Genomic DNA, 26,877 nt, shown 5'->3' with positions numbered 1-26,877 from the left:
CGACGTCAGCCGAAGACGGCCCGCCAGAGTGCGAGCACCGCGTCGCGCTGCGGCGCGAGCGCCTCGGCGGCCTCGCCGTCGAGCGAGGTCGACTGCTCGTTCAACCGCGCCCGATGCTGCACGCGGCGCAGCTCGCGGTACGCGTCGGCGGCCTCGCGACCCACGTCGGCGGGCAGCAGGCCGAAGGCCTCGGCGCGCTGCAGCAGCGCGATGTTGCCGGCGTTGGCCAGCAGCTCCGGATGCTGGCCGGAGTGCGCCAGGATCAGGTACTGCAGCGCGAACTCGGCGTCGACCATGCCGCCCGGGCTGTGCTTGACGTCGAAGAAGCCCGCGCGCACGGACCGCGCGGCGCGCAGCTTCTCGCGCATCGCCACGACTTCCTCGCGCAGTGCCGCCGGATCGCGCGGCGCGGTCAGCACCGCGCGACGCGTGGCCTCGAAGCGCTCGGCCAGCGACGCATCGCCGGCGCAGAACCGCGCCCGCGTGATCGCCTGGTGTTCCCAGGTCCAGGCCGTGTTGCTGCCGCGACCGCCCTGGTAGTTCTCGAACGAGGACAGCGAGGTCACCAGCAGCCCCGAGTTCCCGTTGGGTCGCAGCGCGGTGTCGATGTCGAAGAGCTCGCCGGCCGCGGTGCGGATCGTCAGCCAGGTGATCAGCTTGCGGATGAAGGCGCCGTAGATCTCGGACGCGTTCTCGTCCTCGTCGTCGAAGAGGAAGACCAGGTCCAGGTCGCTGCCGTAGCCCAGTTCCTTGCCGCCCAGCTTGCCGTAGGCGATCACCGCCAGGCGCGGTGCCGGCCGGTGCTTCTGCTTCAGCCGGTCCCAGGCCCAGTCGAGCACGCACTGCAGTGTCGCGTCGGCCAGCAGCGACAGCTCGTCGGCCACCTGCTCGACGCTGATCTGCCCCTCCACGTCCCGCACCAGCGTACGGAACACCTCGGCGTGATGCGCGCGGCGCACGCTGTCGAGCAGCGCGTCCTCGCTCGCCTCGCCGTGTTCGGCCCAGGCGTCGTGGCGCGCCTGCAAGTCCTGGATGAAGGCCGGGCCGTCGAAGCGCTCGTGCAGCAGCCGCGCGTCGGCCAGCTCGTCGATCACGCCCGGATGCTGCATCAGGTAGCGCATCGGCCAGCGCGCCAAGCCCAGCAGCCGCAGCAGCCGGCCTTGCACGGCGGGTCGTTCGACCAGCAGCGCCAGATAGCTCTCGCGGCGCAGCAGCGGCTCGATCCAGTCGACGAAGCGTTGCGCCGCGTCCATCGTGCATTCGCCCTGGCGCACCGCCAGCGCCGCGCGCCCGACCAGCTTGGCCAGCCGCAGCCGCGATTCCTCGCGCAGGTTCTGCACCCGCGCCTGCTGCGCCCAGCGGCGGACGTTCTCCGCCAGCTCGGGCTGCAGCTTGTCGAGGAACTCCTCGCTGTCGATCGGCAGCGGCGGGCCACCGCACATGCCGTTCTTGCAGTTGCCCTTGCCGCCCGGCGAGACGCCGTCATGCAGCAGCGCATCGAACTCGGTCGCCACCAGCTCCCGCACCTCCATCAGCTTGTCCAGCAGCGGGCAGGCGTGGCTGTTGCAGGTCAGGCACAGGCTGCGCGCGATCCAGGCGATGTCCTCGTCCGCCGCGGGCAGGCAGTGCGTCTGCTGGTCGTCCAGGTACTGGATGCGGTGCTCGACCCGGCGCAGGAAGTCGTAGCCCTTGGCCAGCGCGGTGGCGGTCTCGGGTTTCATCAGCCCGCGCGCGGCCAGCCGCGCCAGTGCCTTCAGCGTCGAGCGGGTGCGGATCTCGGGGAACTGACCGCCGCGCACCACCTGCAGCAGCTGGACGATGAACTCGATCTCCCGGATGCCGCCGCGCGACAGCTTGACGTCGTTGGCCCGTTCCGGCCGGCCGGCGGCGCGGCGCTGGGCCTCGTCGCGGATCTTGCGGTGCAGCTGGCGCAGGCTCTCGAAGACGCCGTAGTCCAGGTAGCGCCGGTAGACGAAGGGCGTCACCAGGCTGCGCAGCTGCATCACGCGGCCTTCCTTGACGCTGGCGCGCGGCGCGACCACGCGGCTCTTCAGCCAGGCGAAGCGCTCCCACTCCCGGCCCTGGACGAGGAAGTACTCCTCCAGCATCGCCATGCTGACCGCGGGCGGTCCGGAATTGCCGTTGGGCCGCAGGGCCAGGTCGACGCGGAAGACCTGGCCGTCCTCGGTCACGTCGCCGATCAGCGTCGACAGGCGCCGCGACAGCTGGGCGAAGTATTCGTGCGCGGAGATCTTCTGGCCGCCGGCGGCGTTGCCTTCGGTCTGGCCGTCTTCCTCGTAGACATAGATCAGGTCGATGTCGGAGGAGACGTTGAGCTCGCGCCCGCCGAGCTTGCCCATGCCCACGACCCAGAAGTCGATGTCCTGGCCGACGGCGTCGCGCGGCGCGCCGTACTGCGCGTCGAGCTCGGCGCGGCAGGCCGCGACGCCGATGTCCAGCGCCACCTCCGCCAGGTGCGTCATCGCCTGGGTCACGTCGGTCATCGGGGCGCCCTGCTCGACGTCGAGCACGGCCAGCCGCTCCATCACCAGCTGCCGCATCACGCGCAGCGCGGCGGGCAGCGGGCGTCCGGCTTGCCGGAGCTGGTCCACGACGGCGCGCATCGTGACGTCGTCCGGCAGTCCGGGCGGCAGCAACGACAACTCAGCCGCGTAACGGCGGCGGATGCGCTGAACGAAACGGCTGTGGTCCGCGGACGCGGCGGGCGTCGAGGCGCCTGCCGGGTCGGGGGTTGCCAGGGCAACTGAATCCATCGGTAAAGAATGCTCTCGCTGGCTCATGGCCGGAATGGCTGTGCTAGATTCGGCGACCGCCGTCCACCCTTACATGTCTTCGTCCGCCGCCACCAGTCCTGACTCCGGTTCCGCGGTCGCGAAGCGACGCTGGTGGGCACGTTGCGCCCTCTGGCTCGGAGTGGCTTCGGCAGGGTTTTTCTCCCTGCTGATCGCGGCCTGGCTGGCATTGCACTGGGCGATTCTGCCCCACATCGACGACTGGCGACCCCAGCTCGAAAAGCAAGCCACCCAGGCATTGGGGGTACCCGTCAAGATCGGCGCCATCAGCGCCAAGTCCTCGGGCTGGATCCCCACGCTGGACCTGCGCGACGTGCGGGTCGTCGACGCCGCCGGACACGAGGCGCTGCACCTGCCGCGCGTCAGCGCCGCGCTGTCGCCGCGCTCGCTGCTGGCCTTCGAGCTGCGCTTCTCCCAACTGCTGCTGGACGGCCCCGAGCTGCTGCTGCGCCGCGACGCCCAGGGCCGCGTCTTCGTCGCCGGCCTCAGCGTCGACGGCCCGTCCGACACGCAGGCGTCCGACAACGCCGCCGACTGGTTCTTCGAGCAGCATGAATTCGTCATCCTGCACGGCCGCATCCGCTGGGTCGACGAGCTGCGCGCGGCACCGCCGCTGGAACTCTTCGACCTGAACCTGGTGCTGCGCAACGGCCTGCGCCGCCACCGGCTGCGGCTGGACGCCACGCCGCCCGCCGGCTGGGGCGAGCGCTTCACGCTGCGCGGCGAATTCACCCAGTCGCTGCTGGACCGGCCCGGCGACTTGAAGCGCTGGAGCGGGCAGCTCTTCGGTCACCTGCCGCGCACGGATGTCAGCGAGCTGCGCCGTTATGTCGACCTGCCCTTCGAGCTCAACGAAGGCGACGGCGCGTTGCGCGCCTGGCTGGACGTGGACCGCGGCGAGCCGCGCAGCCTGACCCTGGACATGGGCCTGCGCGCGGTGAAGCTGCGCGTCGCGCCGGAACTGCCGGAACTGGCGCTGGCCCAGATCGGCGGCCGGCTGGTGCTCAAGCAGACGCCGCAATCGCTGTCGCTGGAAGCCAAGCAGCTCGGTTTCCAGGCCGGCGACGGCCTCGACTGGCCCCGCTCGGACTGGGCGCTGGACGTGAAGCGCGATCCCAAGACCGGCGTGCTGACCGGCGGCGACTTCCAGGCCCAGCAGCTGGACCTGACGCTGGGCGCCCAGATCCTGGCCCGACTGCCGCTGGCCGAGGCACAGCGTCAGCTGATCGCCGACATGAAGCCGGCCGGCCTGCTCAACGCGCTGCAGCTGCATTGGGACGGCACGCTCGACGCCCCGCGCGCCTACCGCGCCAAGGGCCAGTTGCAGCGCCTGCACCTGACCGCCGCCGCGCCGGAACCGCCGGCCGACCCCGGTTCCGCGCCGCCGACCGGGCGGCCCGGCGTCACCGGCGCCGACCTCCAGTTCGACGCGAACGAGCAGGGCGGCACGGCGACGCTGGCGATCAAGGACGGTGACGTGACGCTGCCGGGTGTCTTCGAGGAAGCCACCCTGCCGCTGAAACAGGCGGAGGCCACCCTGCGCTGGCAGGCGCAGCGGCCGGCGGCACTGACCGTGGCCGCCGGCAAGCGCGCGCCGCCCACCACCCCGGCGCTGGCGCCAGCCGCCCGGCCGCTCGCGGCGGCCTCGGTCGCCAGCGCGGCGTCGGCGCCGTCCGAGCCCCGCACGCGCTGGTCAGTGCAGTTCAGCAACGTCCGCTTCGCCAACGACGACCTGCGCGCGGAGGTCGAGGGTTCCTGGCAGAGCGGCGAGGGCAAGCGTCCCCACGACGCGGGCAGGCTCGACCTGACCGGCCGCATCGAGGAGATCAGCGCGCCGCGCGTGCTGCGTTATCTCCCCGCCTCGATGGGCCACGAGGCGCGGCGTTATGTCCGCGACGCGATCCGCGACGGCAGCGTCCACAAGATCCAGGTGCGGCTGCAGGGTGACCTGCTCGAGTTCCCGTTCGACGCGCCGCGCAGCAAGGGCCAGTTCCGCGTGGCCGGACAGGTCCGCAACCTGACGCTGGCCTACGTGCCCAGCCATCCGGCCGACGACGACCACCCGGCGTTCCAGTCCCCCTGGCCTGTGATGGAGCAGCTGGACGCCGAACTGATCTTCGACCGCGCGGCGATGAGCATCCGCAACGCGAAGACGAAGCTGATGGGCGTGGAGGTGTTCAACGTCCAGGGCGCGATCGCCGACCTGTACCACCACGCGCCGGTGCTGGAGATCGATGGCCAGGCGCGCGGCGCGCTGGTCGACGGGCTGCGCTATGTGAAGAGCTCTCCCGTCGCGGCGCTGACCAGCCACGTGCTGGACAACACGACCGCCACCGGCCCGCTGGCGCTCAAGCTCAACCTGCGGCTGCCGTTGATGCACATCGACGACACGACGGTGAAGGGCCTGGTCACGCTGACCGGCAACGACGTGCGCCTCCGTCCCGACACCCCGATGCTCGGCCAGGCGAAGGCGCTGGTCAGCTTCGACCAGAAGGGGTTGCAGATCCGGAACGGCCAGGCGCGCGTGCTGGGCGGCGACGCGAGTTTCGACGGCGGCAGCCAGCCCGACGGCGCGATGCGTTTCGCGGCGCAGGGCACGGTGACGGCCGACGCGCTGCGCAACGCGCCGGAGCTCGGCCTGCAGCAGGTCGCGTCGGTGATGACGGGCCAGGCGGCGGTGCGCTTCGAGCTGGGCGTGGTCAAGGGACAGACGGAGATCACCGTCGCCAGCCCGATGCAGGGCATCGCGGTGAACCTGCCGGCGCCGATGCACAAGCCCGCCGAGGAGACCTGGCCCCTGCGCATCACCACGCGGGTGGCCGCGGCGCCGGCCGGCACGCTGCGCGACGAGTTGCGTGTCGAGGCGGGCCCGGTCCAGGCGCTCTACCAGCGCGACGTCACGCACGAGGCCAAGGTCCTGCGCGGCGCGGTCGCCGTGCGCGAGAAGCTGCCCGAGCTGCCCGAGCTGCCGGCGCAAGGCGTCGTCGCGCGTGCCAGCTTCGACCAGTTCAACGCCGACGCCTGGCAGACCGCGCTGCCGGGGCTGACCGGCGCGAAGGAAGGCGCGGCACTCGACAGCGCGACCGACGGCATGGCCGACGGCGGTTATGCCCCGTCGCAGCTGACCTTGAAGGCGCAGACGCTGCAGGTGTCGGGCCGGACCCTGAACGGCGTCACCGCCGGCATCTCGCACGACGCCGGCGCGGGCTGGCGGGTCTCGATGGACGCGCAGCAGCTCAGCGGCCTGATCGAGGTGCGGCCCGAGAAGCCCAGCCAGCCGGGCCGTGTCTACGCCCGCCTGTCCCGGCTGTCCGTGCCCCGCAGCGACGTCGACGGCGTCGAGCAGCTGCTCGACAAGCAGCCGCGGTCCGTGCCCACGCTGGACATCGTCGTCGAGGACTTCGAGCTGCGCGGCAAGCGCCTGGGCCGGCTCGAGATCGATGCCCAGCAGCAGAACGACGCACGCGACTGGCGCCTCGGCCGGCTCGTGCTCAAGAGCCCGGATGCGACCTTGAGCGCTTCCGGCAAGTGGGCGCCCGAGCCGGGCCAGACCCTGCGTCGCACCGAACTCGACTGGAAACTCGACGTCGCGGACGGGGGCAAGCTGATGGAGCGGCTGGGCCAGGGCCAGGTGTTGCGCGGCGGCAAGGGCGAGCTGACCGGCAAGGTCTCGTGGCAGGGGTCGCCGCTCTCCCCGGACTACGCGAGCATGAGCGGCCAGTTGAGTGTCGAGATGGAGAAGGGCCAGTTCCTCAAGGCGGAGCCCGGCGTCGGGCGCCTGCTGGGCGTGCTGAGCCTGCAGTCCATCCCGCGGCGGCTGATGCTGGACTTCCGCGACGTGTTCTCGGAAGGGTTCGCCTTCGACAGCGTCACCGGCGACATCAAGATCGGCAAGGGCGTGGCCCGCAGCGACAACCTGCGCATGAAGGGCCTGCAGGCCGCGGTGCTGATGGAGGGCAGCGCGGACCTCGCCGCCGAGACCCAGGACCTGCACGTGCTGGTGCTGCCCGAGATCAACGCCGGCGGCGCCGCCCTCGCGTATGCGGCGGTCAACCCGGCCATCGGGCTGGGCGCCTTCCTGGCGCAGTGGCTGCTGCGCAAGCCGCTGGCCGCGGCCAACAGCGAGGAGTTCCGCGTCACCGGCACCTGGTCCGATCCCCGCATCGAGCAGCTGCCGCGCCGCGCGCAGCCGCAGGGCAGCTACAACAGCACGGCCACCGCGCAAGGAGAGTCCGCCCCATGAGCACGCCATCCACGAACGCCGGCCCCCACGCCGCCACGGCCGTCGCCACGCCGGTCACCGTCGCCGCCATCCAGATGGTCTCCGGCACCCGGCTCGAGGAGAACCTCGAACGCGCCCGCCACTGGATCGGCGAGGCCGCCCGGCAGGGCGCCGCGCTGGTCTCGCTGCCGGAGTACTTCTGCCTGATGGGCCACAAGGACACCGACAAGCTGCCCTTCGCCGAGCGGCCCGGCGACCTCGACGCGCCCATCCAGGGCGCGCTCAGCCGCGCGGCGCGCGAGCACGGCGTGTGGATCCTCGGCGGCACGCTGCCGATGGCCCTCGACGGCCAGCCCGTGCCGGCGGCGCGCGTGCGCAACACCACCTGCGTCTTCGCGCCGGACGGTTCGCTGACGGGGCGCTACGACAAGCTCCACCTGTTCTGCTACGACAACGGCCGCGAGCGCTACGACGAGGCCCGCGTGCTGGAGGCCGGCGAGGCGCCGGTCACCGTGGAAGCGGCGATCCCCGACGGCCCCGCGCTGCGCGTCGGACTCTCGATCTGCTACGACCTGCGGTTCCCGGAGCTGTACCGCGCGATGAGCTTCAGCGGCGAACGGCCGCTCGACCTGATCAGCGTGCCGGCGGCCTTCACCTTCACGACGGGTCAGGCCCATTGGGAGTTGCTGCTGCGCGCCCGCGCGGTCGAGAACCAGGCCTACGTCATCGCCGCCGCGCAGGGCGGCACGCATGAGAACGGTCGCCGCACCTGGGGCCACAGCATGATCGTCGACCCGTGGGGCGAGGTCCTGGCCTGCGTGCCCGAGGGCGAAGGACTGGCCGTCGCGAAGATTGCTCCCGCGCGCATCTCGCAGGTGCGCGAGCAGTTGCCGGCACTGCAGCATCGGCGGCTCTGAGTCTTCGGGACGCGGCCTCTGGCGCTGCACCCCGAACACTGAGGCTCGAAAGCGGTCCACTTCGGGCGATCGGCGCCCGGTTCACGGAGGCAAGATGCCCGGCATGATCGACCGTCGTCCCGCTCCCTTCCGTTCCGCGCCGGCCGTGCTGGCTGCCGCGGCGTGCGCCTGCGCGCTGCTGGCCGGATGCGGCACGCCGGCCCGGCCGCTGGAGTCCTCGCTGACCGACATGGACTCGCTGCAGCTGCGCTCGTGGCTCAGTCCGCAACTGCGGCGCAACATCGACCTGCTGCCGGTCACCGGCGGCCAGGAGACCTCGATGTGGTGGGGCAGCCGGATCAATGCGATGACCTTGAACCAGACCTACCAGGAGTCGCTGCGACGCCTGGGGTTGATGCCGGACGTGCCTGAGACGGGCCGCTACCAGTTGCAGGTCGAAGTCCTGGCGCTGGCGCAGCCCAACGTGCCCGTGCTGCCCGAGGTGGCGCTCTCCATCCGCTACACCCTGACCGAACGGGTCGCGGGCGGCGGCAAGGTGCTGTATCAGCGGACGCTGCGCACGACGCAGAAGGCCGGCATCGACGACAGCCTCAATCCGAGCGAGCAGCTGCGCATTGCCACGGAATCGGCGCTGCGCAACAACATTGCGGACCTGATCCGTGAGCTCGCATCGCTCGCTCTGCCTGCTTAAGAAGTCCTCGGTAGCAAAACCGAGGAGGTACGGCGGTGGTTGGGGACGGTGAGGCGTGGGGTTTCGGACCTTGCGTCCGGGGCCCCATGCCTCGGCGGCCAACGCTCGGCAGTCGCAGGAAAGGCGTCCTTCCCGTTATACGAATTCAGCAGATTCCCCACCCCGGCATATGCATATAAGCATTGATTGCTTGCCAAACGCCGGGTAATCCCTAAGCATCACGGTTTCCGCCCCAAAGAGGCGCACGACGGCAACGGGTGTCACCTGCCGCTAGCGTCCTTCATCTGTCCGTGATCGAACTCCAAAGCCTGCACAAATCGTATGACGTCGAGGGTCGCCGTGTTCCGGCGCTCCAAGGCGTCGATCTGAAGATCGAGTCGGGCGAGGTGTTCGGGATCATCGGCGCGTCGGGTGCGGGCAAGAGCACGCTGCTGCGGGTGATCAACCTGCTGGAGCGACCGGACAGCGGACGGGTCGTCGTGGCGAGCCAGGATCTCCAGGCGCTGGACGCCGCCGGGCTGCGCGCCGCCCGCCAGAAGATCGCGATGATCTTCCAGCACTTCAATCTGTTGAGCTCCCGCACCGTGGCGCAGAACGTCGCCTGGCCGCTGCGCATCGCCGGCTGGGACGCGGCCAGGATCGCTCCGCGCGTCCAGGCGCTGCTGGCCCGGGTGGGTCTCGCCGACCAGGCGGACAAGTACCCCGCGCAGTTGTCGGGTGGGCAGAAGCAGCGTGTCGGCATCGCCCGCGCGCTCGCGCTGGACCCGCAGGTGCTGCTGTGCGACGAGGCCACCAGCGCGCTCGACCCCGAGACCACCCGCTCCATCCTGGACCTGCTGGCCGAGCTCAACGACGAACTGAAGCTGACCATCGTCCTGATCACGCATGAGATGGATGTGGTGCGCCGCGTCTGCGACCGCGTCGCGGTCCTCGAGGCCGGCCGCATCGTCGAGCAGGGCCCGGTGGCGCAGGTGTTCCTGCACCCGCGTTCGGGCACCGCGAAGCGCTTCGTCCTCGCCGCCGAACATGTCGACGAAGGCGAGCAGCGCGACGACTACGCGCATGTCGCGGGCAGCCTCTGGCGTCTGACCTTCCTCGGTGAACGCACCTACGAGCCCCTGCTGGGCGAGGTCGCCCGTCACGCGAACCTGGACTTCGGCATCCTGGCCGGCCGCATCGACCGGATCAAGAAGCAGCCCTACGGGCAGTTGACGATCGCCGTCAGCGGCGGCGACCACGCCGCCGCGCGCCAGTTGCTGGCCGAGCGCGGCGTGCAGGTCGAGGAGCTGCGCGCATGAGTCTCGCCGCCGCTCCATCCCTGCTCGACACCCTCCGCGCCATCGACTGGCCGGAGATCGCCACCGCCGGCGGCGACACGCTGCTGATGCTCGGCGGCTCGCTGCTGTTCACCGCGCTGCTCGGCCTGCCGCTGGGCATCGCGCTCTACCTCTTCGACCGCGGCCGGCTGGTGTCCTCGCCGAAGGTGTACACGCTGCTCTCCTTGGTCGTGAACGTGCTGCGTTCGCTGCCCTTCGTCATCCTGCTGATCGTGCTGATCCCGTTCACGCTGCTGGTGACCGGCACCTCGCTCGGCGTCGCCGGCGCGATCCCGCCGCTGGTCGTCGGCGCGACGCCGTTCCTGGCGCGCCTGGTCGAGACCGCCCTGCGCGGCGTCGACCGCGGCATCGTCGAAGCCGGCCTCGCCATGGGCGCCAGCACCCGCCAGATCGTGTGGCAGGGCCTGCTGCCCGAGGCGCTGCCCGGCCTCGTCTCCGCCCTGACCGTCACCGCCATCACGCTGGTCGGCTACACGGCGATGTCCGGCGTCATCGGCGGTGGCGGCCTGGGCGACCTGGCCATCCGCTTCGGCTACCAGCGTTTCCAGACCGAGGTCATGGTCGTGACCGTCGTGCTGCTGCTGGTGCTCGTGCAACTGCTGCAGATGTTCGGCGACTGGCTCGTGACCCGTGTTTCTCATCGATAGCCGCCATCGGCCATCGAGCCGATCGACCGCCAGGCTCGCCAAGAACCCCGCCTCCCCTTCCATCGCCGGGCGCCCCAAGCAGGCAGCCGGCACCGTCCCTCAGAGGAGTTTTACCCATGAAGAAGCTGTTCACCGCCGCCGTCGCGGCCCTGTCGCTGGCCGCCGCCGGCACCGCCGCCGCCGAGAAGCTGACCGTCGCCGCCACCGCGGTGCCGCACGCCGAGATCCTCAACCTGATCAAGCCCGAACTGGCCAAGCAGGGCGTGGAACTCGAGGTCAAGGTCTTCACCGACTACGTGCAGCCCAACGTGCAGGTGGCCGAGAAGCGCCTGGATGCCAACTTCTTCCAGCACAAGCCCTACCTGACCGAGTTCAACAAGGGCAAGGGCACGCACCTGGTCGCCGTCGCGGCCGTGCACGTGGAGCCGTTCGGCGCCTATTCGACCAAGCACAAGAGCCTGGCCGCGCTGCCCGAGGGCGGCACCGTCGCGATCCCCAACGACCTGACCAACGGCGGCCGCGCGCTGCTGCTGCTGGACAAGGCCGGCGTGATCAAGCTCAAGGACAAGGCCAACATCCTGTCCACGACCAAGGACATCGCCGACAACCCGAAGAAGCTGAAGTTCCGCGAGATCGAGGCCGCCACGCTGCCGCGCATCCTGCCGCAGGTCGACCTGGCGCTGATCAACACCAACTACGCGCTGGAAGCGAAGCTGAACCCTTCCAAGGACGCGCTGGCGATCGAAGGGGCCGAGTCGCCCTACGCCAACTGGCTGGTCACGCGTGACGACAACCAGAACGCCCCGGCCGTGAAGAAGCTGGCCGCCGCACTGCAGACCGACGCCGTCAAGCGCTTCATCCAGACCCAGTACAAGGGCGCGGTCGTCCCCGCGTTCTGAGCCCCGACACCGAAGCCGACCGGACGGTCGGCTGGGTTTGGGCGATATCCGCCGCATAGCGCCCCGCACACGCGGGGCGCTTTCATTTGCGGGCGGGATGCCGCGCATTTGTGCCGTATGGCGAACGGCGCTTCTTGGCACCATGACGCCCTCCTCCCATGCCCAGGTCTTGCGCTCGCGCGAGTTCAAGCCCTGCTCCCGCCGTGTCCGACCTCCTCGCGGTCCTGCCGCAGTTCTTCCTGTTCCGCGACGGCGCCCCGACGCCGCTGCTCACCGGCCGGTATGACTGGCCGCTGGTGCTGCTGTCGCTGGTCGTCGCCTCGCTGACCTCGGCGCTGGCGCTGCAGGTCGCGGGCGTGGCCAAGCCGGCCAAGGGCTGGCGCCGGCAGGCCATCCTCGCCACCGGCGCGCTGGCCCTGGGCGGCGGCATCTGGTCGATGCACTTCATCGGCATGCTGGCCTTCCAGCTCTGCGCGCAGGTCGGGTTCGACGCGAAGATCACCGCCCTGTCGATGATCCCGGCGCTGATCGCCTCCTGGGTCGCGCTGGCGCTGCTGGCCCGCCATCAGCTCGAGACCTGGCGGCTGATCGTCGGCGGCGTGCTCGTGGGCGCGGGCATCGGCGCGATGCACTACATGGGGATGGCGGCGATGGAGATGTCCATCGCGCTGCGCTATGACCCGCTCTGGTTCGGCGCCTCCATCGTCGTGGCCGTGCTGCTGGCGATGCTGGCGTTGTGGATCCGCTTCGGCCTGGCCGGCCGGATCCCCCGGTATTGGGCGATCGCGCTCGGCGGCATCGTGATGGGCTGCGCGATCGCGGGCATGCATTACACGGCCATGGGCGCGGCGCGTTTCGTCGGCCTGGGCGACGGCCCCTGCAACAGCAGCATCGAGAACGCCGGCTGGCTCGCGCTCGCCGTGACCGTGATGGCGCTGGCGATCAGCGCGATCACCGCCGGCGCCAACGGCCTGCTGGCGCTGCGCCGGCTCAACACCGACCTGATGGACGAGCGTCGCCGCATGCTCACGATGGAGCAGGCGTTGCGCGACAGCGAGACCAAGTACCGCACCGTCATCGCCAACAGCCCCGGCGTGACTTTCCGCTGCCGCATGGACGCGGACTGGTCGATGCTGCTGATCAACGATGCCGTCGAAGAGCTGACGGGCTGGGCCGCGCAGGACTTCCTGGACGGCACGCAGCACTTCGCCGCGCTGATCCACCGCCACGACCAGGAACGCGTGAACGCGGCCGTCGAGACGGCCGTCGCCGCCGACGCGCCCTATTCGATCGAGTACCGCGTCCACACCCGCGAGGCAGGCGAGCGCTGGGTCTCCGAACGCGGCCGCGCGGTGCGCGACGCCCGCGGCGCGCCGCAGTGGATCGACGGCGTGATCCTCGACATCACCGAACCCAAGCGCCTGCAGCGCCAGCTCGAGGACGCCAAGGAGCGGGCCGAGTCCGCCGCCGCGGCCAAGAGCGCCTTCCTGGCCAACATGAGCCACGAGATCCGCACGCCGATGAACGCCATCCTGGGCTTCACCGAGCTGCTGCTGGACACGACGCTGACCGACTCGCAACGCCGCCACCTGACGACGGTGCGCGGCTCGGCGCGCTCGCTGCTCTCGCTGCTGAACGACATCCTGGACACCGCCAAGCTCGACAAGGGGGCGATGGAGCTGGAGGTCGTCGATTTCTCGCTGCGCACCGTCTGCGAGCAGGCGCTGAACTCGCTGAAGCTGCTGGCGCAGCGCAAGAGCCTGGCCCTGTACCTCGACTATCCGAGCGCGGAGCCGCGCTTCTTCCAGGGCGATCCGCTGCGCGTGCAGCAGGTGCTGCTGAACCTGGTCGGCAACGCGATCAAGTTCACCGAGCGCGGCCTGGTCACGCTGCGCATGCGCGTGGAAGGCGGACAGATCCACCTGTCCGTCATCGACACCGGCATCGGCATCGCCGCCGACCGGCTGGACCGCATCTTCGACGCCTTCGCGCAGGCCGACGCCTCGACGACGCGGCGGTTCGGCGGCACCGGGCTGGGCACGACGATCTCGCGCCAGCTGGTCGAGCGCATGGGCGGCCGCATCACGGTCGAGAGCGAAGTCGACCGGGGCAGCACCTTCCACGTCTGGCTGCCGCTCCCAGCGGGCGACGCCGCGACCGCCGAGGCGGAGGCCGCCGAAGTGACCGTCACGCTGCCGCCGCTGCGGCTGCTGGTCGCCGACGACGTGGCGCAGAACGGCGAGCTGCTGCAGATCATCCTGGGCCGCGAGGGTCACCAGGTCACGCTGGCCTCGGACGGGCTGCAGGCGCTGAAGGCCTTCTCGGACGGACGCTTCGACGCGGTGCTGATGGACGTCCACATGCCCGGGCTGGACGGCCTGGGCGCGACGCGCCGGATCCGCAACTTCGAGCATGCGCAGGGCCGCGGCCACACGCCGGTGGTCGCGCTGACCGCCAGCGTGCTGGAGGAGGACCGCCAGGCGGCGCTGGCCGCCGGCATGGACGGCTTCGCGGTCAAGCCGGTGGAGCCGGCGCGGCTGTTCGCCGAGATCGCCCGCGTGCTGGGCCTGACACCGGGCCGCTCGCCGGCCGCCGCCGGCCCGGTGCCGTCGACGCGGCATGCGACCGACACCCGCATCTCCGGTGCCTCGGCGGGACCGCTGGACTGGCAGCAGGGCCTGCGGCTCTGGGGCAGCGTGACCGCCTGGCAGCGCGGCCTGCGCCGCTTCGCGGAGGAACAGCGCGACGGCGTCGCCCGGCTGCATCAGCTGACGCACGCGCGGCAATGGATCGAGATGCGCGGACTGGTGCACCGCTGGCGCGGCGTGGCCGGCAGCCTGGCGATGCCGGGGCTGCTCGCGGCCGCGCAGCCGGTCGAGTCGGCGCTGCGGCTCGGCAGGCAGGACGACCTGATGGCGCTGGTGGACACGCTCGCCCTGGCGCTCCAGGACACGCTGGATGCGGTCGCGGAACTCGACGGCACGCCGTCCGGCTTCGCGGCGAGCGCGTCGATGCCGCTGGCGGAACCGTCGGCCACGGCGGTCGCCGTGGCGCAGGAGCTCCGCGAGAAGAAGACGCTCATCGACCGGCTGGCCGCGGCGCTCAAGCGCAGCGAGCTCGACGACGAATCGCTGGCCGCGCTCCGGACCGCCTTCGGGGTCGACCGCATCGCGCCGCTGTCGCAGGCCCTGGACGATTTCGACTTCGACGCGGCGCTGCTGCTGCTGCAATCGCTGCGCACGCAGCTGAGCGCGGCCGCCGCGGCGGCGTCAGGTGCGCGATGATGGACCTCGTGACCGCCGACCATCGCCCCAAGCTGCTGCTCGTCGACGACGAGCCGGCCAACCTGCAGGTGCTGCGGCACGTCCTGCAGGACGACTACCGGCTGCTGTTCGCGCGCGACGGCCAGAAGGCGCTCGAACTCGCGAAGAGCGAGTCGCCGCAGCTCATCCTCCTCGACATCATGATGCCGGGCATGTCCGGCCTGGACGTCTGCCGGGTGCTGAAGTCGCAACCGGCGACGAAGCGGACGCCGGTGATCTTCGTCACCGCGCTGGCCGACTCGCGCGACGAGACCGAGGGCTTCGAGGCCGGCGCGGTGGACTACATCGCCAAGCCGGTGAGCCCGCCGGTCGTGCGCGCGCGGGTGCGCACCCACCTGTCGCTGGTGCGCGCCGACGAGCTGCGCGAGACACGGCTGCAGATCGTGCAGCGGCTCGGTCGCGCCGCCGAATACAAGGACAACGAGACCGGCTGGCACGTCGTCCGGATGAGCCACTACGCGCAGCTGCTGGCGCTGGCCGCCGGCTGGACGGACCAGGAGGCCGACGACCTGCTGCACGCCGCGCCGATGCATGACGTGGGCAAGCTCGGCATCCCCGACGCGATCCTGCAGAAGCCGGGTCCGCTGACCGAGGCGGAGTGGACGGTGATGCGCCGCCATCCGGCCATCGGCGCGGAGATCCTCGGCGACCAGACGACCGGTCTGCTCGGGCTGGCGCGCCGGGTCGCGCTGGGCCACCACGAGAAGTGGGACGGCAGCGGCTATCCGGAGGGTCTGGCCGGCGAGGCGATCCCTCAGGAAGCGCGCATTGTCGCCATCGCCGACGTCTTCGACGCGCTGACCAGCATCCGGCCCTACAAGCCGGCGTGGCCGATCGAGCAGGCCGTCGAGCACCTGCGCGCGCAGGCCGGCCGGCACTTCGATCCGGCGCTGGTGGAGCTCTTCATCGGCGTGCTGCCGCAGGTGCTGGAAGTGCGGGAGCGCTTCCTCGAAGAAGGCTGAGCGGCGGCCCGCCGGGCCCTCCCCGTTGAGCCGGCGCCGCTGAACCGCCGGTGAACCGCCGTCGAGCCGGGCCGTCGAGGCGATCCGACGCCGGTTATGACCCGCCCCCACAAGGTGATGCTCGCAATCCCCAGTCGCGGCCGCCCGATGCACGCGGCACCGGAATAATGCGCGCCCATGGTGCTCAACTTCATCTGGATCGGGTTCTTCCTGATCGGCTTCGCGGTCGCGCTGGCGCGACTGGTCCAGGGCGACCTGACCATCTTCACGCAGGTGCTCACCGGCATCTTCGACACGGCCAAGACCGGCTTCGACATCTCGCTCGGCCTGGTCGGCGTGATGAGCCTGTGGCTGGGCCTGATGAAGGTCGGCGAAAACGCGGGGGTGATCCAGCTGTTCGCTCGGGCGATGGGGCCGTTCTTCGGCCGCATCTTCCCGGAGGTGCCGCGCGGCCACCCGGCCGGCGGCTCGATGGTCATGAACTTCTCGGCCAACATGCTGGGGCTGGACAACGCCGCCACGCCGCTGGGCCTGAAGGCGATGAAGGAGCTCCAGGAGCTGAATCCGCAGAAGGACACCGCCAGCAACGCGATGATCATGTTCCTGGTGCTGAACACCGCCGGCATCACGCTGATCCCGACCTCGGTGATCGCGATCCGCCAGGCGATGGCGGTGGACCAGGGTCTGGTCGGCTTCAACGCGGCGGACATCTTCCTGCCGACGCTGGTCGCGACCTTCATCTCGTTCATGTCGGGGCTGATCGCGGTCGCCTGGGTGCAGCGCATCAACCTGTTCAGCGCGCCGGTGCTGGTGTTCGTCGGCGGCTTCATCGCGACCATGGCGGCCGTCTTCGGCTGGCTGCACAGCTATCCGCCGGAGGTGATGTCGCAGACCATCGGCCTGCTGGGCAGCGGCGTGATCCTGAGCATCATCGCGATGTTCATCGCGGTGGGCGCGTGGCGCCGCATCAACGTCTACGAGTCCTTCGTCGAAGGGGCCAAGGAGGGCTTCGGCGTTGCGATCCAGATCATTCCCTACCTGATCGCGATCCTGGTGGCGATCTCGGTGTTCCGCACGACGGGCTGCATGGAGTTCGTGGTGAGGGGCATCGCCGCCGGCGTGGCCGCGCTGGGCCTGCCGACGGACTTCGTGCCCGCGCTGCCCGTCGGGCTGATGAAGACGCTGTCGGGCAGCGGCGCGCGCGGGCTGATGGTGGACGTGCTCAAGACCTACGGCGTCGACAGCTTCGAGGGCAAGCTCGCCGCAATCATCCAGGGCTCGACCGAGACCACCTTCTACGTGCTGGCCGTCTACTTCGGCAGCGTCAACATCAAGAAGACCCGCTACGCGCTGACCTGCGGGCTGCTGGCCGACGTCGTCGGCCTGGTGGGCGCGATCCTGGTGGGGTACTGGTTCTTCAAGTGAGACGGCGCCGACGGCCGCAGGGCTCGCCGCCGGCCGGCGGCGTCACATCGACTTGAACAGGTGGACGTAGGCGCGGCTGACCGGCAGCTCGCTCGCATGACCGCGCACGCGCACGAACAGCCGGCTCAGCTCGTCGCGGCGGGTGCCGCTCACATGGTCCAGGTTCACGATGGTCGAGCGGTGCACCTGCCAGAAGCGCTCGCCGTCGAGCTGGGCGGCGAGCTCGTGGATGGGCGTGCGGATCAGGTATTCGGTCGTCGCGGTCTGGACGCAGGTGTACTTGTCGTCGGCGCGGAAGAAGAGCACCTCGTCGACGGGCACCTGATGCATCAGGTCGCCCTGCGTCGCGCGGACCCAGCGCAACAGTCCGGACGCCTTCGCCGCCGCGCCGGCCGGTGCGTTCAGGCGCTGCAGGGCGGCGAGCAGTCGCGCATCCACGCCGTTGTCGCCGTCGTCGCCGGTCGCGCCCGCTGCCCGCGTCGCCAGCGCCCGGCGGATCCGCTCGACGGTGCGGGTGAGGCGCTCCGCCTCGACCGGCTTGAGCACATAGTCGATCGCCTCCTGTTCGAAGGCCTGGACCGCGTACTGGTCGTAGGCGGTGACGAAGACGACACGCGTGTCGCCCTCGATGCCCTCGGCGACCTCCAGGCCGGTGAGCCCCGGCATCTGGATGTCGAGGAAGGCCAGGTCCGGCTGCAACGCCGCGATCTGCTCGGCGGCCTCCTGGCCGTTGCGGGCGATGTGGACGATGTCGAGTTCCGGCCAGACGGCGGCCAGTTGCGCCGCGAGGGCGCGGGCCAGATGAGGTTCGTCGTCGGCGATCAGCGCGGTGGGTGCGGTCATGGTCGGTGATGGGAAAGGAAGGGATCAGGCCCTCGGGCGCTCAGACATCCAGCGGCACGCGCAGCGCGACGCGGCAGCCAGGCTCGGCGGGTTCGAGGGTCAGCGACGCGCGGTCGCCGTAGTGCGTCATCAGGCGCTCGCGCAGGTTGGACAGTGCGATGCCGTTGCCGGTGCGGCGCGAGGCGCCGGGGCCGACGCCGTCGTCGCGCACCTCGATCACCAGGAAGCCGGCGTCCAGCGCGGCGTCGACACGGATGGTGCCGCCCTCGATCTTGGGTTCGAGTCCGTGGTGGACCGCGTTCTCCACCAGCGGCTGCAGCAGCATCGGCGGCAGCGGCACGAGGCGGGCCTCCGGCGTGGCGTGGATCTCGAACCGCAGGCGGTCTTCCATCCGCGTCTGCAGCACCGTGAGGTAGGCGGTGGCGAGGGACAGCTCGTCGTCCAGCGGCCCCGTCTCGCGTCGCAGGCCGCCGAGCGAGGCCCGCAGGTAGGCGGTGAAGGCGCCCAGCATCTCCTTGGCCTTGGGCGCGTCGTAGTCGATCAGCGAATGGACGTTGGCCAGCGTGTTGAACAGGAAGTGCGGCTCGATCTGGCCTTGCAGCAGGCGCAACTGGGCTTCGGTGGCGCGGCGCTCGGCCTTGAGCTGGCGGTTCTTCGACGCGAACCAGTGATGCAGCACGAAGGTGATGCACAACGAGAGCGCCGCGGTGATGCCGATGATCTTCCCGCCCTGGGACCAGTCCAGCCGGGCCCAGTTCGCCAGGCCCGCCATCCACATGCCCGGCACCCAGCCGATCAGCACGCCCAGCAGCGGCACGCCGGAGAAGAACACCGTCCGCTGCCAGTCCGCCCACGCACGGATGCCGGCGCGGCCGCCGAAGAGTGGCACGAGGAGGGTGAACAGCGTCTGGATGGTCAGGCCGATCGTCAGGCAGACGATGACGTTCTTCCAGTACCACCAGGCCCAGATCGCGGGATCGGTCCAGCGGGCGGTGCGGGCGTTCAGGAGGAAGCCCAGGACCGTGAAGCCGACCGCCAGCGCGCAGGAGAACAGCACGGTCCACACCCACTGCAGCCATCCGGGGCCGCTGGGCTGGACGTCGTTGCTGAGCCAGGCGTGCCACGAGGCGCGCAGCCGACGGGTATCGCGCCAGAGGGGTCGGGACGGGGCGGGAGTCATGCGGCGCAGTGTAGGGAGCCGCCGCGGGCACGTGGCCGGGGGGAGCGACGGATCGACAGCGCGCCGGGTGGATGGCCGGCAGACGGCGTGGACGGCGACGGCGGTTCCCCGGCGGCCAGCCCTGACCTTTGACAGGGCCCGGGACGGGTGGTGTCCAATAGCCCGCTGACCCGCCTCGCCCGGCGGACGTCCCCGGCATCCCGCCCGCATTCCACGGAGACCCGCATGAGCTACATCCTGCTGATCAACGAACCTGTCGGCCAGCGCGAGGCGCGCACGCCGGAGCAAGGCCGCGAGGCCTACGACCGCATGACCGCGTATGCGGACCAGCTCCAGGCGCAGGGCCTGCTGCACGCCGCGCAGTCGCTGCAGTCGGTCAACGGATCGACCCGCGTCGCCAAACGCGACGGTCGCCTGACGACGGTCGACGGCCCGTTCGCCGAGGCCAAGGAAATGGTCGGCGGCTTCTTCTGGCTGAACGTGACGACCCGCGAGGAGGCGCTGGCGATCGCCCGCGAATGCCCGGCGGCGGAGTGGTGCACGGTGGAGGTCCGCTCGATGGTGCCGTGCTACGCGGAATCGAAGGCCTGAGAATTTTTTCGAGGGCCGCACGACGGCCTGTCGAAATCGGTGGGAGCGAACCGTCGTGGGCATGTGGACACCCACCGCATTCCCCCAACACCGACCCTGGAGCTTCCTCATGCGCCACAAGCAAATCTTCGTGAACCTGCCCGTCAAGGACGTCGAGCGCAGCAAGCGCTTCTACGGCGCGATGGGTTACGCGTTCAATCCGCAGTTCTCCAACGAGCAGGCCTTGTCGATGGTCATCTCGGACGACATCTACGCGATGCTGCTGGTCGAGGAGTTCTTCCAGACCTTCACGCCGCGCAGGATCTCGGACGCGCATGCGACGACCGAAGTGCTGACCTGCCTGTCCTGCGAGAGCAAGGCGCAGGTGGACGAGCTGATCGCCAAGGCGCTGGCCGCCGGCGGCACCGTGCCGCGCGAGCCGCAGGACATGGGCTTCATGTACTCGCAGGCGTATGCGGATCCGGACGGCCACATCTGGGAGCTGATGTACATGGACATCACGCAGTTCCCGGGCGCCTGAAGCCGCGCGCGGTCGGGCACGATCGCGCGGCGTCCCGCCCGGCATGTCGTGCGGCAGGGGTCGGCGTGAGGCCGTACGATCGCGCGCATGACCGACGAGACCCATCGCGCGATCACGACCGTCTGGCGGCAGGAGTCCGCCAAGATCATCGGCGCCCTGTCGCGACTGACGCGCGACGTGCCGCTGGCGGAAGAACTGGCACAGGACGCGCTCGTCGCGGCGCTGGAGACCTGGCCGACGCAGGGCCTGCCCGACAAGCCCGCGGCCTGGCTGATGACCACGGCCAAGCACCGCGCGCTGGACCGGCTGCGTCATGTGAAGCTGAGCGGCGACAAGCTCGAACAGCTCGGCCATGAGCTCGACGCGCGCGAGGCGATGATCGTGCCGGACTTCGTCGAGAGCCTGGACGACGATCGCGCGGCGCGCGAGATCGGCGACGACGTGCTGCGGCTGATGTTCTGCGCCTGCCATCCGGTGCTGAGCCTGGAAGCGCGCGTGGCCTTGACGCTGAAGATGGTGGCCGGACTGACGACGGGCGAGATCGCCCGGGCGTATCTGCAGTCGGAGCCGACGGTGGCACAGCGCCTGGTCCGCGCGAAGCGCACGCTGGGCGAGGCGAACGTGCCGTTCGAGCTGCCGCGCGGCGAGGCGCTGACCGAGCGGCTGGCCGCCGTGCTGGAGGTGCTCTACCTGATCTTCAACGAAGGCTACGCCGCCACCAGCGGCGAGCGCTGGATCCGGCAGGACCTGTGCGACGAGGCGTTGCGGCTGGCGCGCATGCTGGTGAAGCTCGCGCCGCGCGAAGGCGAGGTGCTGGGCCTGCTGGCGCTGATGGAGCTGCAGTCCTCACGTGCCGCGGCACGCGTCGATGCGCAAGGGCAGCCGGTGCTGCTGCTGGAACAGGACCGCACGACCTGGGACGCGGCGGCGATCGAACGCGGCTTGACGGCGCTGGAGGCGGCGGATCGCCTCGCCGCCGAGCTGGACGATGGCCAAGGCCTGGGGCCGTATGCGCTGCAGGCGGCGATCGCGGCCTGCCATGCGCGGGCACGGCGCGCCGAGGACACCGAATGGCCGCGCATCGCCGCGCTCTACGAAGCGCTCGCCGTGCGGCAACCGTCGCCGGTCGTGGAACTGAATCGCGCCGTGGCGCTGGCCATGGCCTTCGGACCCGCGGTCGGTCTGGAGATCGTCGACCGCCTGATGGAGGAGCCCGCGCTGAAGCAGTACCACTGGCTGCCCAGCGTACGCGCGGACCTGCTGTCCAAGCTCGGCCGCAACGCCGAAGCGAAGGAGGAATTCGAACGCGCCGCCGCGATGACCGGCAATGCGCGCGAACGGGAGCTGCTGCTCAAGCGGGCGAGGGAACAGGGGCACTGAGGTCCCTCCCGATCGCGCACTATCGGATGCGACTCGCCTCTTCCTCGTTCTTGAGCGTGTAGATGATGTCCTCGCCGAATTGGCCGAAAAGTTGGCGCAGGGCATCGTCGCCATCGACTGCCCAAATGGCAATGCGCTGGCCGATCGACTCGGGGTTCCGAGTCCACACAATGGCGTCATAGAGACGCACGTCTTGATCCATATCAATCCGGCGAATCGCCCTCGCCTTCGCTCTCATCGGTGAGCCACGTGCCCGCCATCGCGGCGCCTTTGCGCTCGCGCTTGGCGGCGTACATCGCGGCGTCGCTGCGCGCCATCAGCGTCTCCAGCGTGTCGCCCTCCTGGCGCTGCGCGGCGCCGATGCTGATGCTCACCTGCAGGCCCTCGGAGACCGTCGACCAGTCATGCTTGCGCACCGCCTCGTCGAGCCGGAGGCAGGCCTGCTGCGCGATGTCCTCGGTCGCGCCGCGCAGCAGCAGCACGAACTCGTCGCCGGCCAGGCGCGCGGCGACGTCGTGCTCGCGCACGTGCTGCCGCATCAGTCGCGCGATCTCGCTCAGCACCTGGTCGCCGACCAGGTGCGAGTGCCGGTCGTTGACCTGCTTGAAGTGGTCGACGTCGATCAGCGCCAGGCTCACCACGCCACCGCCCGCGAGCTGCGCCCGCGCGTGATCCTCGAAGCTGCGGCGATTCGCGAGTTCCGTCAGCGGATCCTCCATCGACAGCTTCTCCAGCCGCAGCGCCTCGTCCGCGAGCTGCGCACGGTCGCGCTCGCTGCGGCGCGCGTCGAGCTGCCATTGCACCGTCGCCTCGCGGCTCGCGAGGCTGGCGATGCGCACGCGCGCCTCGCGCTCGCGCAGCGCGCGCATCCGTTGCAGCGCGCGTTGCGGCTGCCCCTGCTGTTCCTCGATCTGGCTGGCGATCAGTTCGCCGAGCTGCGCCAGCGGCTCATGCTGGACCGCGTCCGCCGCCGTCACCGTCTGCGCCGCCGCGCGCCGCGCCTGCGGCCACAGGCGACGCGCCCAGGCGAGTTCCGCCTGCACCCAGCCCGCCAAGGCGACGAGCCAATGACGTTCCTGCTCCGGCAGCTGCGCGAGCGTCTGCTGCAGCTCCGGCTGCGCGTACGCCGTGGCGCCCTTCCAGATCTGCGCCATCGTCTGCATCAGCGTCCACCAGCAGTGCGACTCGGCGTCGCCCTCGGACAGCAGGTGCCGCGCGTTGATCAGATGTCCTTCGAGCGGTCCCAGCGGCGGCAGCTGGCCGCGCTGCTCGCGTTCGCCCGCATAGGCCAGCAGTGACCCGAGCGCCAGCCAGAGGCAGGCGATCAACGGGCTGAGCCGGGGCTTGCTCGCGTTGGCTGCGTCGGCGGCCTGCCGCAGCACTTCCGCCGCCTTGTCGAAATTGCGCGCCCACACATGGCAGGCGCCGAGGTCCTGCAGCGCCACCACCAACGCGGCGCCGTCGCCGCGCGATTGCGCCAGCCGCAGGCCGAGCAACGCCGCCTCGATCGCTTCCTCGTGATGCCCGGCCGTCGATGCGCTGTGCGCCAGCACCGACAGCGCGCCGGCCTCGCCGACCGTGTCGCCCTGCTGCCGGAACAGACGCGCCGCGAGCTCGCTGCGCGCCCGCGCCTCGCCGGGCCGATGCAGCACCCGATCGCAGCGGGCCAGATGCAGCAGCGCCTGCGCACGCTGCGCGTCGTCCCCTCCTCCAGCGCCAGCAGCAGCCACTCCTCGCCGGGCGACTGCGCGGCGACGGCATCACCGGCCTGCAGGGCGGCGCGGGCTTGCCGGGCAAGGGCGGAATGCGGATCCAAGAGGGGGTCGGAACGCAATTGAGCGGAGGGGTTCAGGAGGCGGGGGCCGAGGATGCAGAGGATAGCGGCAACAAGCGTGCCGCCATCAGGTCCGCCAGCCACTGCATGAAGGCCTGGACGCGCCGGGGGAGTTGCCGGCGGTGCGCATAGAGCAGGTGGACCTGCATCGGCGCGGGCCGGAATTGCGGGAGCACTTCGATCAGGCGGGCATCGAGCACTTCCGCCTCGAACCCGTGGCGCGGCACCTGGACGATGCCCAGGCCCGCGAGGCAGGCCGCGGTGTAGGCACCCGAGTCGCTCACGGTCAGCGCGCCCGCCATCGGCTCGAAACGCGTCGCGCCGGACGCGTCGCACCACTCGAAGCCGGGGCAGCGCTGACCGAGCGTCGTGGCGTACTGGATGAGTCGATGCTGCGCGAGATCCTCCAGCGACTGCGGCGTCCCGAACGCCGCGAGATACCCGGCGCTCGCCAGGTTCGCCATCTCCATCGCGCCGAGCGGCCGCGCGACCAGGCTGGAGTCGCTGAGCGGTCCGACCCGCAGCACGCAATCGAAGCCTTCGCGCACGAGGTCCACGCGCCGGTCCGTGCTGCTGAGCTCCAGCTCCAGCCCGGGATGCGCCGCGAGGAACTCCGGCAGCCGCGGCACGACGATGTCGTGTGCCACCCGCATCGGCATGTCGACCCGCAGCCGGCCGCGCAGCCCGCTGGCCGCCGGCTGGAACATCGTCTGCATGTCGTCGAGGTCGGCGAGCAGGTCCTTGCAGCGCTCGTAGCAGGCCTGGCCGTCCTGCGTCAGCTGCACGCGCCGCGTCGTGCGATGGAACAGACGGGTACCCAGGCTGGCCTCCAGCCGCTGGACCGCGGTGGAAGCGCTCGCCTTCGGCAACCCGAGGCTCTGTGCCGCCTGCGTGAAGCTGGCCAGCTCCGCGACGCGGACGAAGACCTGGAGCGTGTCGATCGATGGCGGGGGAGACGCCGTCCCGCCCACTGCGGCGGCGACCGATGCGGCGGTCTTCGCGGCATCGGTCGCCGCCGACATCGGTGCGGGCGAGGGCGAGGCAGAGGGCGGGGACAGGGCGGTGTCGTCGCTCATTTGTTCACCTTGGACGAACGGTCAAATCAGACTTAGGCGGTTTATACGCCATCTGTCGATCAATAAAGTGCCTGCATCCGATCAACACGCCCCACAGGAGCTTCCCATGACGACCTCATCCACCACCAAGATCGCGCTGATCACCGGCGGCAGCCGCGGCCTGGGCCGCAACGCGGCGGTGCACCTGGCGCGCCGCGGCATCGACAGCATCGTGACCTACCGCAGCCAGCAGGGCGAAGCGCAGGCGGTCGTCGACGAGATCCGCGCGCTCGGCGGCCAGGCGGCGGCGCTGCAGCTGGACGTCGGCGACAGCGGCAGCTTCCCGGCCTTCGCCGAGGCGCTGAAGCAGACGCTGAAGCAGCACTGGCAGCGCGAGCGCTTTGATCATCTGGTCAACAACGCCGGCATGGGGGTCCACACGCCGGTCGCCGACACGACCGAAGCCCAGTTCGACGAGCTGATGCGCGTGCACCTGAAGGGCCCGTTCTTCCTGACGCAGGCGCTGCTGCCGCTGATCAACGACGGCGGCAGCGTGCTGAACGTGTCGAGCGGCCTGGCGCGCTTCACGGTGCCTGGCTACGGCGCGTACGCGACGATGAAGGGCGGCGTCGAGGTGATGACTCGCTACATGGCCAAGGAGTTCGGCGCACGGGGCATCCGTGTGAACACGCTGGCCCCGGGCGCGATCGAGACCGACTTCGGCGGCGGCGCGGTGCGCGACAGCAAGGAAGTGAACGGTTTCATCGCGTCGGTCACGGCGCTCGGCCGCGCCGGCCTGCCGAACGACATCGGCCCGGTCGTCGCCTCGCTGCTGTCCGACGACAGCGGCTGGATCAACGCGCAGCGCGTGGAGGCGTCGGGCGGGATGTTCGTCTGACCGACCAGCCCTGACGGCAGGCGAAGGCGGCGTCCGTGACGCCCCTTCGCCGCGGATCATCCGGCGTGCGCATACCTTGCCTGCGGCTCCTGCGCGCGCTGGACGACCTCGCCCAGGCAGTCGGGATAGCGGCGCTGCAGATGCTTCAGTCCTGCCTGCCGGCTGGCCTGGTAGTCCAGGCTCTCCTGGATTCGGTCGTCATGCATTCACCTCGACTGCTTGAAGCCCGGCTGGGCGATGCAGTCACTCTAGGCAGTCGAGGCTTGGCCGGCACCTGCGCATTCACGGTCGACCCGCACCCGATTCCTACTGCTTCAAGTAGGGACCTGCGGGATTCACACCGTCCCCGTCTTCTCGCCGCCCCTCGTCGGCACGATGCCGCGCTCGAGCAGCTGCTTCCGACGGCGCAACCAGCGCCGCTTCGCATTCAGGCCGCGCAGCGCCAGCGTGAGGCGTTGTCCCAGCGGCGGCCTCACCTCGCGCACGCCGCCGAAGAACTGGTACTTCGCGAAGAAGCGCGACGCCTCCCGCCCGTACCGCGCCAGCACACGGCGTTCGTCCTCCTTCGGATCCGCATCCGGATGGTTCCTGTAGAGATCGCCGCCCCGCACCGGACGCGTGTGCCACACCGGCGTCGCATCCAGCACCGCGATGCGACGCCGGTCCGCGTTGTCGATCAGGCCCGGCCACACGAAGTCCAGTCCCCAGCCGATCCGGCTGAGGTGGAAGGAGGCCTGGCAGCGCCGCAGCGACTCGCGCGAGAAGATCGGCGCCATCACCTCGATGAAGCCCATGTGACGCAGCAGGAAGCCCTCCTGCCGCAGCAGCGTGTCGAAGGTGAAGTACGACTCGCGCGTCAGCGCCGGCTGCGCCAGCGCCAACCCGTGCGCATGGAAAAGGTCGAACATGCGGGAGATCGTCGCCGTGTCCACCGCCAGGTCGTCGTCCGGGAGCCAGACCGCGTCGTAGTGGTCGGCCAGTTGCGGCTGCTGGTCCAGCAGCTCGCCCAGGCACGGCCACTTCGGTCCGCGCCGGCGCTCGTACAGGTCGCAGGTGTCGGCATGCAAACCCTCGATCGCACCGTAGTACGACACCAGCAGATCGAAGTTGCGCCGCGGTCCGGCCACCCACTGCGGATGCAGCGAGCCATCGCCCGCACGCACGATCACGAGATTGCGGCGCGGGCGGTCAGGCAGGGAAAGGGTCGGCATCGGTCGCTCCAGCAAGGACGGTCCCCGTCGCGGTGAGATCCGCGCGGTGCCGTCATTGAAGCGGTGCGACGTATCGCCGGTTTGGCCGGCCTGCTGAACCGCCGACACGTTCGACCCCGTTCGTGTCGA

General features: G+C 70.5%; 21 protein-coding genes. 13 read left to right on the top strand and 8 right to left on the bottom strand.

Annotated features, from left to right (window positions below; genetic code table 11):
• Nucleotides 1-5: 5 nt before the first annotated feature.
• Nucleotides 6-2,774 carry a bifunctional [glutamate--ammonia ligase]-adenylyl-L-tyrosine phosphorylase/[glutamate--ammonia-ligase] adenylyltransferase gene (gene glnE / locus ACQ86G_RS09270; protein WP_431260310.1) on the bottom strand — a complete coding sequence of 923 codons (2,769 nt, stop codon included), beginning with the start codon at nucleotides 2,772-2,774 and terminating at the stop codon, nucleotides 6-8.
• 25 nt (nucleotides 2,775-2,799) lie between these two features.
• Between glnE and ACQ86G_RS09265 the strand changes: the two genes are divergently transcribed.
• From ACQ86G_RS09265 to ACQ86G_RS09225, 9 genes are all read left to right on the top strand, one after another.
• Complete coding sequence (locus ACQ86G_RS09265; RefSeq protein ID WP_431260309.1) at nucleotides 2,800-7,056, top strand: YhdP family protein; 4,257 nt, start codon at nucleotides 2,800-2,802, stop codon at nucleotides 7,054-7,056.
• Complete coding sequence (locus tag ACQ86G_RS09260; RefSeq protein ID WP_431260308.1) at nucleotides 7,053-7,952, top strand: carbon-nitrogen hydrolase family protein; 900 nt, start codon at nucleotides 7,053-7,055, stop codon at nucleotides 7,950-7,952. The genes ACQ86G_RS09265 and ACQ86G_RS09260 overlap by 4 nt, the downstream gene beginning before the upstream one ends.
• Before the next feature lie 103 nt (nucleotides 7,953-8,055).
• Entirely contained in the window at nucleotides 8,056-8,643 is a 588-nt protein-coding gene (locus tag ACQ86G_RS09255; protein WP_431260307.1) for a hypothetical protein, read from the top strand.
• Nucleotides 8,644-8,933: 290 nt separating this feature from the next.
• Nucleotides 8,934-9,941 (top strand): methionine ABC transporter ATP-binding protein, encoded by a 1,008-nt coding sequence (locus ACQ86G_RS09250; protein ID WP_431260306.1) that lies wholly within the window; start codon nucleotides 8,934-8,936, stop codon nucleotides 9,939-9,941.
• Entirely contained in the window at nucleotides 9,938-10,627 is a 690-nt protein-coding gene (locus ACQ86G_RS09245) for a methionine ABC transporter permease (RefSeq protein WP_431260305.1), read from the top strand. The genes ACQ86G_RS09250 and ACQ86G_RS09245 overlap by 4 nt, the downstream gene beginning before the upstream one ends.
• Nucleotides 10,628-10,743: 116 nt before the next feature.
• Nucleotides 10,744-11,526 carry a MetQ/NlpA family ABC transporter substrate-binding protein gene (locus tag ACQ86G_RS09240; RefSeq protein ID WP_431260304.1) on the top strand — a complete coding sequence of 261 codons (783 nt, stop codon included), beginning with the start codon at nucleotides 10,744-10,746 and terminating at the stop codon, nucleotides 11,524-11,526.
• A gap of 203 nt (nucleotides 11,527-11,729) precedes the next feature.
• Nucleotides 11,730-14,810, top strand: coding sequence for an MHYT domain-containing protein (locus tag ACQ86G_RS09235; RefSeq protein ID WP_431260303.1), 3,081 nt, complete (start codon nucleotides 11,730-11,732; stop codon nucleotides 14,808-14,810).
• On the top strand, nucleotides 14,810-15,811 hold the full coding sequence (locus tag ACQ86G_RS09230) for an HD domain-containing phosphohydrolase (protein WP_431260302.1): 1,002 nt from the start codon (nucleotides 14,810-14,812) through the stop codon (nucleotides 15,809-15,811). Before ACQ86G_RS09235 ends, ACQ86G_RS09230 begins: the two co-directional genes overlap by 1 nt.
• Nucleotides 15,812-15,988: 177 nt before the next feature.
• On the top strand, nucleotides 15,989-17,236 hold the full coding sequence (locus ACQ86G_RS09225; RefSeq protein ID WP_431260301.1) for a nucleoside recognition domain-containing protein: 1,248 nt from the start codon (nucleotides 15,989-15,991) through the stop codon (nucleotides 17,234-17,236).
• A gap of 42 nt (nucleotides 17,237-17,278) precedes the next feature.
• Here ACQ86G_RS09225 and ACQ86G_RS09220 read toward each other — a convergent pair whose 3' ends face one another.
• Nucleotides 17,279-18,079, bottom strand: coding sequence for a LytR/AlgR family response regulator transcription factor (locus ACQ86G_RS09220; protein WP_431260300.1), 801 nt, complete (start codon nucleotides 18,077-18,079; stop codon nucleotides 17,279-17,281).
• Nucleotides 18,080-18,119: 40 nt separating this feature from the next.
• Nucleotides 18,120-19,259, bottom strand: coding sequence for a sensor histidine kinase (locus ACQ86G_RS09215; RefSeq protein WP_431260299.1), 1,140 nt, complete (start codon nucleotides 19,257-19,259; stop codon nucleotides 18,120-18,122).
• A 225-nt stretch (nucleotides 19,260-19,484) separates the two neighbouring features.
• Between ACQ86G_RS09215 and ACQ86G_RS09210 the strand changes: the two genes are divergently transcribed.
• From ACQ86G_RS09210 to ACQ86G_RS09200, 3 genes are all read left to right on the top strand, one after another.
• Complete coding sequence (locus ACQ86G_RS09210) at nucleotides 19,485-19,850, top strand: YciI family protein (RefSeq protein ID WP_431260298.1); 366 nt, start codon at nucleotides 19,485-19,487, stop codon at nucleotides 19,848-19,850.
• A 109-nt stretch (nucleotides 19,851-19,959) separates the two neighbouring features.
• Complete coding sequence (locus ACQ86G_RS09205) at nucleotides 19,960-20,370, top strand: VOC family protein (RefSeq protein ID WP_431260297.1); 411 nt, start codon at nucleotides 19,960-19,962, stop codon at nucleotides 20,368-20,370.
• 87 nt (nucleotides 20,371-20,457) lie between these two features.
• Nucleotides 20,458-21,750, top strand: a complete 1,293-nt coding sequence (locus tag ACQ86G_RS09200; RefSeq protein ID WP_431260296.1) for an RNA polymerase sigma factor — start codon at nucleotides 20,458-20,460, stop codon at nucleotides 21,748-21,750.
• 19 nt (nucleotides 21,751-21,769) lie between these two features.
• Here the strand turns inward: ACQ86G_RS09200 and ACQ86G_RS09195 are convergent, their stop codons facing one another.
• From ACQ86G_RS09195 to ACQ86G_RS09185, 3 genes are all read right to left on the bottom strand, one after another.
• Nucleotides 21,770-21,952 carry a hypothetical protein gene (locus tag ACQ86G_RS09195; protein WP_431260295.1) on the bottom strand — a complete coding sequence of 61 codons (183 nt, stop codon included), beginning with the start codon at nucleotides 21,950-21,952 and terminating at the stop codon, nucleotides 21,770-21,772.
• A 1-nt stretch (nucleotide 21,953) separates the two neighbouring features.
• Nucleotides 21,954-23,480 carry a diguanylate cyclase gene (locus ACQ86G_RS09190; RefSeq protein WP_431260294.1) on the bottom strand — a complete coding sequence of 509 codons (1,527 nt, stop codon included), beginning with the start codon at nucleotides 23,478-23,480 and terminating at the stop codon, nucleotides 21,954-21,956.
• A 118-nt stretch (nucleotides 23,481-23,598) separates the two neighbouring features.
• A complete protein-coding gene (locus ACQ86G_RS09185) occupies nucleotides 23,599-24,660 on the bottom strand; it encodes a LysR family transcriptional regulator (RefSeq protein ID WP_431260293.1) in 1,062 nt (353 codons plus the stop codon).
• Between the two features lie 106 nt (nucleotides 24,661-24,766).
• Here ACQ86G_RS09185 and ACQ86G_RS09180 point away from each other — a divergent pair, with 106 nt between their 5' ends.
• Entirely contained in the window at nucleotides 24,767-25,537 is a 771-nt protein-coding gene (locus ACQ86G_RS09180) for an SDR family NAD(P)-dependent oxidoreductase (protein ID WP_431260292.1), read from the top strand.
• 56 nt (nucleotides 25,538-25,593) lie between these two features.
• On the opposite strand, the gene ACQ86G_RS09175 is transcribed toward ACQ86G_RS09180, so the two are convergent.
• Together ACQ86G_RS09175 and ACQ86G_RS09170 are read right to left on the bottom strand one after the other, a co-directional pair.
• Nucleotides 25,594-25,743 carry a hypothetical protein gene (locus ACQ86G_RS09175; protein WP_431260291.1) on the bottom strand — a complete coding sequence of 50 codons (150 nt, stop codon included), beginning with the start codon at nucleotides 25,741-25,743 and terminating at the stop codon, nucleotides 25,594-25,596.
• Nucleotides 25,744-25,872: 129 nt separating this feature from the next.
• Entirely contained in the window at nucleotides 25,873-26,748 is an 876-nt protein-coding gene (locus tag ACQ86G_RS09170; protein WP_431260290.1) for a DUF707 domain-containing protein, read from the bottom strand.
• Between the last annotated feature and the right edge of the window lie 129 nt (nucleotides 26,749-26,877).

Origin of the sequence: Roseateles chitinivorans (assembly GCF_050632145.1) — a bacterium.
GTDB lineage: Bacteria > Pseudomonadota > Gammaproteobacteria > Burkholderiales > Burkholderiaceae_C > Roseateles > Roseateles chitinivorans_B.
The sequence above is the reverse complement of the archived record's forward strand: the minus strand, read 5'-3'. Positions and strand labels throughout refer to the sequence as shown.

Excerpts from the sequence above, each read along its gene's own strand:
- glnE (WP_431260310.1), bottom strand. The coding sequence starts at position 2,774 with ATGGATTCAGTTGCCCTGGCAACCCCCGACCCGGCAGGCGCCTCGACG.
- ACQ86G_RS09265 (WP_431260309.1), top strand. The coding sequence starts at position 2,800 with ATGGCCGGAATGGCTGTGCTAGATTCGGCGACCGCCGTCCACCCTTAC.
- ACQ86G_RS09260 (WP_431260308.1), top strand. The coding sequence starts at position 7,053 with ATGAGCACGCCATCCACGAACGCCGGCCCCCACGCCGCCACGGCCGTC.
- ACQ86G_RS09255 (WP_431260307.1), top strand. The coding sequence starts at position 8,056 with ATGATCGACCGTCGTCCCGCTCCCTTCCGTTCCGCGCCGGCCGTGCTG.
- ACQ86G_RS09245 (WP_431260305.1), top strand. The coding sequence starts at position 9,938 with ATGAGTCTCGCCGCCGCTCCATCCCTGCTCGACACCCTCCGCGCCATC.
- ACQ86G_RS09240 (WP_431260304.1), top strand. The coding sequence starts at position 10,744 with ATGAAGAAGCTGTTCACCGCCGCCGTCGCGGCCCTGTCGCTGGCCGCC.
- ACQ86G_RS09230 (WP_431260302.1), top strand. The coding sequence starts at position 14,810 with ATGGACCTCGTGACCGCCGACCATCGCCCCAAGCTGCTGCTCGTCGAC.
- ACQ86G_RS09225 (WP_431260301.1), top strand. The coding sequence starts at position 15,989 with ATGGTGCTCAACTTCATCTGGATCGGGTTCTTCCTGATCGGCTTCGCG.
- ACQ86G_RS09220 (WP_431260300.1), bottom strand. The coding sequence starts at position 18,079 with ATGACCGCACCCACCGCGCTGATCGCCGACGACGAACCTCATCTGGCC.
- ACQ86G_RS09215 (WP_431260299.1), bottom strand. The coding sequence starts at position 19,259 with ATGACTCCCGCCCCGTCCCGACCCCTCTGGCGCGATACCCGTCGGCTG.
- ACQ86G_RS09210 (WP_431260298.1), top strand. The coding sequence starts at position 19,485 with ATGAGCTACATCCTGCTGATCAACGAACCTGTCGGCCAGCGCGAGGCG.
- ACQ86G_RS09205 (WP_431260297.1), top strand. The coding sequence starts at position 19,960 with ATGCGCCACAAGCAAATCTTCGTGAACCTGCCCGTCAAGGACGTCGAG.
- ACQ86G_RS09200 (WP_431260296.1), top strand. The coding sequence starts at position 20,458 with ATGACCGACGAGACCCATCGCGCGATCACGACCGTCTGGCGGCAGGAG.
- ACQ86G_RS09195 (WP_431260295.1), bottom strand. The coding sequence starts at position 21,952 with ATGGATCAAGACGTGCGTCTCTATGACGCCATTGTGTGGACTCGGAAC.
- ACQ86G_RS09185 (WP_431260293.1), bottom strand. The coding sequence starts at position 24,660 with ATGAGCGACGACACCGCCCTGTCCCCGCCCTCTGCCTCGCCCTCGCCC.
- ACQ86G_RS09180 (WP_431260292.1), top strand. The coding sequence starts at position 24,767 with ATGACGACCTCATCCACCACCAAGATCGCGCTGATCACCGGCGGCAGC.
- ACQ86G_RS09175 (WP_431260291.1), bottom strand. The coding sequence starts at position 25,743 with ATGCATGACGACCGAATCCAGGAGAGCCTGGACTACCAGGCCAGCCGG.
- ACQ86G_RS09170 (WP_431260290.1), bottom strand. The coding sequence starts at position 26,748 with ATGCCGACCCTTTCCCTGCCTGACCGCCCGCGCCGCAATCTCGTGATC.